This window comes from Pseudobacter sp. (genome assembly GCF_051955275.1).
Taxonomy (GTDB): domain Bacteria; phylum Bacteroidota; class Bacteroidia; order Chitinophagales; family Chitinophagaceae; genus Pseudobacter.
The window spans coordinates 1-9,120 of record NZ_JBQCGW010000310.1; the positions used below are offsets into that span (position 1 = coordinate 1).

The window sequence follows — 9,120 nt, forward strand, 5'->3', positions numbered from 1 at the left end:
TAGGTTTTGGAGCTATGGGATTAAGTTTTCCAAATGCACCCACCAAAACGGAAAGTATAAAACTGCTACGTTCCGCTGTTGAACACGGCATTACCCTTTTTGATACAGCACAAGGCTACGGCGACAATGAATTATTAGTTGGCGAAGCCCTTGAACCGTTCCGGAAGGAAGTAGTAATCGCAACCAAATTCGGTTTCAAAGAAGGTAAAATGATGTTAGGATTGGATAGCCGTCCAGAAAACATTATCGCCGCTGCCGAGGCGTCTCTGAAAAGACTAAGAACTGATGTGATTGATTTATTCTATCAGCATAGATTTGATCCGAAAACTCCCATTGAAGATGTTGCAGGAACAGTAAAAGATCTGATTCAGCAAGGCAAAGTAAAACATTTCGGCTTATCAGAGGCAAACGTGGAAACTATCCGGAAAGCTCATGCTGTTTTACCCGTTACAGCACTTCAAAGCGAGTATTCGATGTTCTACCGGGAACCTGAAAATGGAATTATTTCAACATTGGAGGAATTGCAAATTGGCTTTGTTCCTTTCAGCCCACTAGGTAAAGGCTTTCTCACAGGAACAATCAATGCCGATGTAGAATTGGATAAGGCTGACACAAGAAATATGTCGCCTCGCTTCAGCAAAGAAAACAGGGCCGCCAACCAGGCATTGGTAAACCTGGTAATTTCTATTGCAAAGGATAAAAATGCTACGCCGGCGCAGATTGCATTAAGCTGGCTGTTAGCACAAAAGCCGTTCATTGTTCCGATTCCAGGCACGTCAAAATTACACCGCTTACAGGAAAACATCGATGCAAGCAAGGTTTCATTGACTACTGATGAGTTGAAAAATATTAATGCCATATTAGGAACCATTAAAGTAGTAGGCGAACGTTATCCTGCTCAAATACAAAACGCAACAGGAACGAAGTAGACGAAAAATATAATCATACTACTGATACAGGATGATGTATTACTGTTCATTCAAAGTCGTGCCTTTTCCTGATTTTTACGGATTATTTTTATAATTGCCAGGAACACGATGATTTCCAGGATACGTGGCAAACTCCGGGATCCGGGGGGAGCATCGCTACCCGAGAGCTACTGGACCCTAAACCTTTGGCCGAATGCGAAAAGGAATTTAGCAAGAAAAATTAATATCGTTTGAATGATAGAACAAAGGGTGGCTTGCAAGCCACCCTTTGTTCTATCATACTATACCCTCATTTCTGATGATCACCATTCCATGCCTGTCACTCGTAATACCTTCTGTTAACTGGTATGTATATCTCGGAATAACACCCTCCATAATTGTAGGCAGGTAAGCAAACTGCACCTGTGAAGCCTCCTTACGCAGCACCTCCCCCACTTCAATGATATGTGTGCTGATAATAAAAACGCAGTTCTGGTATTTTGAAAAAGATTCTGTTACCTGTAGTGTTGCATCGTAAGCATCCTTCACGTTTGTGCCTTTGAACAATTCATCAAAGATCACCACCAGGTTCCTGCCTGCACTTACCTGTTCAGCCACCCTCTTCACCCGCAACACTTCCGCATAAAAATGACTGTATCCCATATTCAGGTTATCGGCAACATTGATGGATGAATACAGTCCATCACGGACAGAAAATACCAGGTCGCGTGCAGCCACCGGAAACCCCATATGCGCCATATAAATTACAATGCCAAATGATTTCATGAAGGTGGATTTACCGGCCATATTGGCTCCTGTAAGGAATAACACATTGCTTTGCTGATGCAGGGATGCCGGGTTGGGTACAGCATTATCAATTCCCGGATGCCAGATGGCTGAGGCCCTCAAACAGTTTTCAGAAGCCGGCAAAGCCATGGCATATGAAAAACCTTTTTCCCGGGCTCTGTCGCTGACAGCTATATATACATCCAGCTCATATAAGCTCTTTAGTAAGTACGCTATTTCCTTACGCATAGTATAACGCAGTAACCTGTCATACTTAATAGTTTTTATCAAAGAAAGCTCAACTGCACCACGTTCCTCTTTCAACCAGGATAAGCGATTATCATTCAGGATCCTCTTCGCATCCTTTACCCATTCAATATCTATCTTCTCCAGCAATTCCTGTAAGGCATTCAGCGCATCGATGGTGGCTATTAATCCGGCCTGCAACTCCTGGTATGCTTCATCTCTCAAAAACTGCCCTTTCAACTTTTTGCGGATCACACCCACTATCGAATCTGATGTTGCGGAGCCCAGGTAATTGTCTACCACCGAGAATGATTGCTGCGTAAATGGAAATGCAATTTGTAATTCCTGAAAATACCGGAACCACCCGCTTCGCCGGTTGATGGCATCAGCATCAGTCAGGGGGTGACGGAACAGTTCTTCCAGCAGCCTTTCGCCGCCAGCAGTCTTTACCTTATTGAACAAACTATAAACAGAATATGGCTTGAACTTACCCAAGAGGTTCAGGTCATCCAGAGTTTGTTTGTCGGCTATAAAACCAGTCACTGTTTCCTGAGCCGCTGTTCCCGTTGCAAGAATATCCAGCACGCCTTCATTGTTAACAATCATCATACCATGCCGGTCATCAGTAATCCCCTTCTTTAATTTATAAGTATACACCGGATGAAAGTCTTTCATTTCTGTAGGCAGGTATATGAATTGTACATTTGAACAGGCCGCGCTCAGTTCCTCGCCTGCTTCAATGATATGTGTAGAAATCAGGAACAAGCTATTTCTGTTTGCCGCAAAACTTTTTGCGATGGCAATGGTAGCTTCAAAAGCATCTTTTACATTAGTGCCCCTGAACAGTTCATCAAAAACAATGAACAGGTTTTTCCCTTGCTGCAATTCAGCTGTCATCTTTTTTACCCGCAGCACTTCTGCGTAAAAATGACTGGCGCCCATACCCAGGTTATCCGGCAGGTTGATAGTTGTATAAATACCATCTAGTACAGAAAAGCGCATGCGTATTGCGGGCACCGGAAGTCCCATATGCGCTAAGAACATGGCTATACTCAGCGATTTCATGAAGGTACTTTTGCCAGCCATATTGGCGCCGGTCAGGAAGATGAGATTACTCTCAGGGGTAATAGTGATATCATTGGCCACCGCATTTTTTACCTGCGGATGGTATACGCCTTCCAGTTCCAGTATATGCCGCTCTTCCGGCAATGCTTCGGGAAATACAAATCCCCGTTCCTTAGCTACTCTGGCAATTGAGATATACACATCCAGCTGATAAATATAAAGCAGTAGCTTTTTTATGAGTTCCCGGTTTCGAAAGCGAAACAACACATCCAATTCCGCCATCACCAAGTGCGACAATTTACCTTTGCTTCCGGGTAACCGTTCAAAAGCCCTATCAAATACAATTCCCCGGATGGCATCCACCTCGGCCGCGTATGGATGTGGTTTATCAATCGAATGCACAAAAGCGCGGGCGCTTTGCAGCAGCTCCACCAAAGCGTTCACGCCATTGTAAATAATAGCCGTTTCCGTATCCACCGCAATCAGGGTACTGAGCTTCCTCGTTACAGACTGTTCGCCTGCCTGCAGTTTGGTGCGTTCATCTTTGTTGGCCAACCAGGGTTCTATCGCATCGAAGATGGCACTATGGAAAGGAAATGGAGTACTGCTTTCGGCGAAATAACGGATGACATTGCTGCGTTGATTGATGGTTGCAACATCCGAAAGCGGGTAACTGAACCACTCTTCCAATATCATTGCACCACCCCTGGTAGCACAACGGTTGAAAATCTGGAAAACAGCTTCACCGCCGTGCTTACCGAAGATGTTCAGGTCATCGGTCGTTTGCTTATCTGTAGTGAACATCTGCTTTTATTTTCTTTTACGCCTGAAGAGTACTACCAGGCCAAACAGCAACAATATTCCCGGCACCACCCATTGATAGATCCTTTTTTCACGATTCAGTTTTTCCAGTGTGGTCTTTATTTTTTTATCGCGGGGATCCGGACGCCTGGTATCCACCGGGAATTCGCCGCCGCTCATCCATCGAAACAAAGCAGTACTGAATACAAAGTTGGCGGTACGCTGTGGGCGGTTGAATTCTTTATTGCTTAAAAAATCAGCATCACCGGTCACCACTATACGCTGCTCTTTTCCATTCACCTTGCGGTTCAGTGCAACTGCTGTGGTCAACGGACCGATAATGTCTCCTTCTTCCGGGCTGAAGGTTACGGTCCCCAGTGAGTCATTGCTTTTACGCGGTGTTGTGGTATTGTTTGTTGCTTTAGCAATGTAATATGCCATAGTCGTTTCGTTATCACCTGGCTTTTTTACGCTTGCTCTGATCATTGTTTCAAGGTTCAGTGGTTTGATGCGCAACCAGCTTTTTGCCGGATCCGTTTTTACAAGTGGAGTAACCGAAAAGCCATTATTTCTTTCAAAACTGATGCTGGATGTGCCGGGCATTTTGATGGTAACACTGTCGTTGATCGCATATTTCAAGGGCTTGTAAAAACCGCCAGCTTCTTTCTGAACATAAGCGGATACAAAGTTTGGCATCTCATCGGTGCTTTCGTTGATCACCACTCCTTCATCGAGCTGTACACCCAGTTCTTTCAACAATGGATTGAGAATGGATTGCCTTCCCGGTTCACCGGCAATCAGCATATTCCCTCCATGCTGAATATACTGTCGAAGCTTTTCCATTGCATTGTCAGATAAAGAAACGAGGGGATCCGCCAGCACCAATGCTGCAAGATTGGCGGGAATGGTGTCGTTGTGCAGTGAAACGTTGACCACATCAAATCCCTGGTTCAGCAGTGAGTGACGAAATGCTGGAGTATTGGTGAGCACCTTAAAATCCCTGTCACCATACTTATCAATGTCCCGTTCCAGCTCACTGTTTACGAAGCCAACTTTTGGAATGCTTGTCTGTTGCAGGCGCAGCAAGGCAGCCGCTACTTCCGATTCGGAGGGCCAGGTTTGTAAATCGTCGAACACCCGCAGGAAAGTGGTATGTCCTTTCCACTTCAATTGCATTACGTAGCGGTTGTCTTCTGCACTGAGGTCGATCTGCTTCTTTATCTGCTCAGGACTGAGGATCTCTTTCAGATTAACGCTCATGGATTTGGCGTACTGTTCCGCTATCTGACTGACTGTTTTGCCTGCATAATTCTTTCTGGTGTTCAGTGAAGCAACCGTATCGTAGTAGGTCACTTTATTCAGCACAATATTATCCTTAAATCGCAGATAGGGTTCCCATCTGCTGATATTTCTGTTGTAGGAAGATGAGCTGCCTAAATAATAATACCGGTCCAGCAGGTTCACATAGGCTGTTACTTCCAGCGGCTCTTCTCCCAGGTCCTTCACAATCTTTTGAACCGCTGGCGTCAGGGTCCTTGATTTATCGGATGTAGTGTCCCAATAACCTATGAAGCCATGGATGGAAGAGATATACCCTATCAGCAGGGCAGATCCGACGATGGTCAGATAACGGGCCGCTTTCACCGCACCTGATTTGGATTCCATGCCCGCTTTCAGTTTGTAAACGGTAAGGCCAAGGAATATGTATACGATGATGATAAAGTAAAGCACGTCATTGGTAGTGATCAGGCCGGTCAGCATTTTCTGTGTGCGGCCGCTGATAGACAGATAGTAGGTAAGCTCCCGCACAAAACTGATGTCCTGCCATACAGTTCCGATATAACTGAAAACACCGATGGTTACAAAAGTGCTAACAGCGGCCACTACCTGGTAACCGGTGAGTGAGCTCATGAACAGACCGATAGCCGAATACACACAGAGCACCAGGAAAAACCCGAATAGAGCAGTCAACAGCATACCGGAGTCCGCATACTGAATATTTCCAATCCCGGAAACCATGTACATACCAACTATTATTACCAGTAGCAGGCTGTACACCATCATAGCAATGTATTTCCCTGATACAATTTCGAACATGCTTACCGGTGAAGAGTACAGCAGTTTAATTGTGCCGCTGCTGATCTCCCTGCTGATCAGGCTCATGGTCAGAAGCGGGATGTACAGGTAAAGGTTGTCCATTACATTTTTGAACAATCCCTGAAAGCCGAGAAAGACAGTATCAGTAATGCTTGTGTAATATTCCTGTTTGTCGCCCGACATTTCCACGTGCCGGGTAACAAATTCCATCAGGTTAAAAAAAGTAACGCCGCACTGGATCCAGAAAACGATCAGCAGGAACCACGCAATAGGCGAAAAGAAAAGTGTACTGAGTTCCGTTATGGCAACTTTTAAAATGACTTTCATGAAGTATGTAATGATAATTGTTTGAATATTTCGTCGAGCGCGGTTTTATCGAGGCTGATCTCACGTAATCGCCAGCCGTGGTTAACGCTTGCAGTTACCAGCCTTTCGGTGATCTCCTGGTCACCGCTGAAATAAACGCGCAGCTGCCTTTCCGTTAGATAATCAACTTTAGTTACGCCCTGCACCTGCATCAGCGCTTCAGCCGTGGGAGGGTTTTCAAAATGGATGAGCACACTGTGTGGCTCTACGTAATTGTTGAAAGCATCCATGCTGTCGGAAAAAACAATGCGCCCGCTTTCGATCATCCTGATCTCTTTGCAGAGCAGCTGAACCTCTGAAAGTATATGGGATGAAAAGATCACAGCCCTGTCCTGCGCAATTTCCCTGATCAGCGCCCGCACTTCGATGATCTGGTTGGGATCGAGGCCATTGGTTGGTTCATCCAGCACCACCAGTTTCGGCCGGTGAACAATGGCCTGTGCAATGCCTACACGCTGACGGTAACCACCGGAAAGATTCTTCAGCAGGCGTCCTGAAAAATGATCTACTCCACAACGCTGTTTGGCTTCCTTTACTGCTGCATCCACAGATTTATCAGGCATGCGGCGCAATGCTGCCGTGTAATACAGGTATTCATTCACAGTAAGGTCCATGTATAATGGCGGGTTCTGCGGAAGAAAACCGATCTGCTTTTTGGCTTCTCCGGGTTTATCACGCATGTTGATGCCGTTGATATACACATTCCCTTCAGTTTGATTGAGGGCTCCGCAAAGTATATTCATGGTGGTAGACTTCCCTGCGCCATTGGAGCCGAGCAACCCTACAATTCCGTTGCGCGGGATTTCTAAATTGATGTCGCGGATAGCCCAGGCATTTGTATAGCGGTGCGACAATTTTTCAATTCTTACAATAGGATCTGACATGTGTATTTAATTATTGGAAAATGCGCTGCCATACCCTCTTCTGAGAGCAGCGTGTATTGAGATTTTTATGGTAAAGAAGATGTACCTATTCTGACCAGGGGTTCTGGGGCCAGGACGGGTTGAAATACATCACCTGTAAAGGAATCTGCAGTACGTATTTCTGGCTTTTCGGAGGCAGGCTGGCAATTATATTTCCTTGTCCGTCGTACCTGTTCACCACCGGCATACGGCCATCTGCATCAAGCCTGCGCATATCGAACCAGCGCATGCCATTGAATACAAATTCAAAAGTTCTTTCCGCCAGTACCTTTTTCAATACCTCTTCCTGGTCGGCAGATTCAAATTTTTGATAATCCGCAGGCTTGAAGCGGGCTTTGCGCAGCAGATGCAATTCTTCAATGGCTTTTGGAAGATCATTGCCACGCGCAGCGCATTCTGCCAGAATCAGTCGCATTTCCTCTACCGATGTGCCGCAGTTTGGATAAGCATTTGAATAAGCTACACCAATTCCCTGATGATATACCTGTCCCCTTACATTGAAACTATAGTCGTTTGTATACAGAAAATAAAAAGCCAGACGCAGATCCTTTGTGTTAAAAGTTTTCAGGTAACTGAGTTCAGGCGTCAATTGTGTATAAGTAGTTTTTAGCAACCTGCCGTAAATGGTGCCTCGTCTTGTTACAAGATCCCTGATTTCGCCTGCATAACTCATCGTTGAATAATCCAGCACCTGATTGTCCCCATGATCCAGGGCCAGTTGTGCATTTTTTGATGCATTCACATAATCGCCCATATATAAATATGTTCTGGCTAGTACGCTGTATCCCGCCGCCACATTACCACGGAAACGGTTTTTGCTGTTATCCTGCGGCAGATCCGGAATGGCCTCATTGATATCTGCAATAATATGATCGTATAACTCCTGAACGGTATGCCGGGATGGGGTTGGTGCATTCAAATCATTGGAAGTAACAAAAGGCACCGAAAGATCTTCAGCAGCCGTAGCTGCATTATAGGATTTCCCATACAGATTCACCAGGTACAGATAGCTGAATGCGCGTCCCAGCAAGGCCTCAGCTTTAAGGCTTTTTTTCTGTTCCGGTGTTCCGCCTGAAGCTTCGTCTATTCCCTGAATAACAGTGTTGCAGTAATAAATGGATTCGTAAAAATCCTTCCAGATCACAGGAGGAGGTGTGGTTTCATCTGCAAACTGACGTCTCCAGACATAGATCCAGTCACTTACAAAGGTCTGCGGCGTTTTTATATTTGGAAGATCCAGCCTGTCATCCAGTTGGTTTAACTCATTTGGAATTGCATAGGCCATGGTGTTGGAATTGTTCAGCCAGGCATCATAATCAGCGGTTGTTTCCAACAGCCTTTTACCTTTTGGTTTTACGTCCAGGTATTTGTCGCATGAAAACAACAAAACACTCAGAAGTATTATCAGCCATTTATTCATTGTTATAGCTTTTGAAGTAGTTAATGTTAAAAATTCACGGAAATAGCAGCGTTGTAAGTAGGGGTCAGATAACGTTTGGCAAAATTTCCGGTGGCAAGGCTATAGTTATAACTGTTGAAGCCAACAGTATAAATATTTGAAGCCTGCACTTTAATTTCCACATTGCCGATGCCTGAATTCTTCAACCATTTGCTGTCCCTGAGAATATAAGCTGCAGTCAGGTCTCCGAGCGTGAGATAAGAACCATTTACGGTATACCTGTCTGTTGTAGCCAGGGTGAAATAATATTGTATGGAAGATGAGTTACTGATATCAGGCAGGATATCCGGATTCATTTCATCACCCGGTTTTTTCCAGTAGTTGCCCGCTCCCTTAAGCGGACGCGTGTCAGTGGCACTTGGGACAGGTACTCTCACCCTGAAATTGCCGTAATAATTGATCATGCAATACACATAAAAATTGCCGATATCAACGCGGTTGCTAAGGCCAAGGTTAATTACCGGAATAG

Annotated in this window: 5 protein-coding genes and 1 pseudogene; 1 reads left to right on the forward strand and 5 read right to left on the reverse strand. The window is 45.1% G+C overall.

Annotated elements, in window-relative coordinates:
* Nucleotides 1-929, forward strand: a 929-nt coding sequence (locus tag ACTHMC_RS27725; RefSeq protein WP_440418329.1) for an aldo/keto reductase, incomplete at its 5' end; no start/stop codon positions are given.
* Nucleotides 930-1,205: 276 nt separating this feature from the next.
* Here the strand turns inward: ACTHMC_RS27725 and ACTHMC_RS27730 are convergent.
* The 5 genes and pseudogenes from ACTHMC_RS27730 to ACTHMC_RS27750 form a co-directional block, all read right to left on the reverse strand.
* On the reverse strand, nucleotides 1,206-3,809 hold the full coding sequence (locus ACTHMC_RS27730) for a MutS-related protein (RefSeq protein ID WP_440418330.1): 2,604 nt from the start codon (nucleotides 3,807-3,809) through the stop codon (nucleotides 1,206-1,208).
* A gap of 6 nt (nucleotides 3,810-3,815) precedes the next feature.
* A complete protein-coding gene (locus ACTHMC_RS27735) occupies nucleotides 3,816-6,230 on the reverse strand; it encodes a Gldg family protein (RefSeq protein WP_440418331.1) in 2,415 nt (804 codons plus the stop codon).
* Nucleotides 6,227-7,153, reverse strand: a complete 927-nt coding sequence (locus tag ACTHMC_RS27740) for an ABC transporter ATP-binding protein (protein ID WP_440418332.1) — start codon at nucleotides 7,151-7,153, stop codon at nucleotides 6,227-6,229. Before ACTHMC_RS27740 ends, ACTHMC_RS27735 begins: the two co-directional genes overlap by 4 nt.
* 85 nt (nucleotides 7,154-7,238) lie before the next feature.
* Nucleotides 7,239-8,612 carry a RagB/SusD family nutrient uptake outer membrane protein gene (locus ACTHMC_RS27745; protein ID WP_440418333.1) on the reverse strand — a complete coding sequence of 458 codons (1,374 nt, stop codon included), beginning with the start codon at nucleotides 8,610-8,612 and terminating at the stop codon, nucleotides 7,239-7,241.
* 26 nt (nucleotides 8,613-8,638) lie between these two features.
* A pseudogene (locus ACTHMC_RS27750) lies at nucleotides 8,639-9,120 on the reverse strand (SusC/RagA family TonB-linked outer membrane protein); the annotation flags it as partial.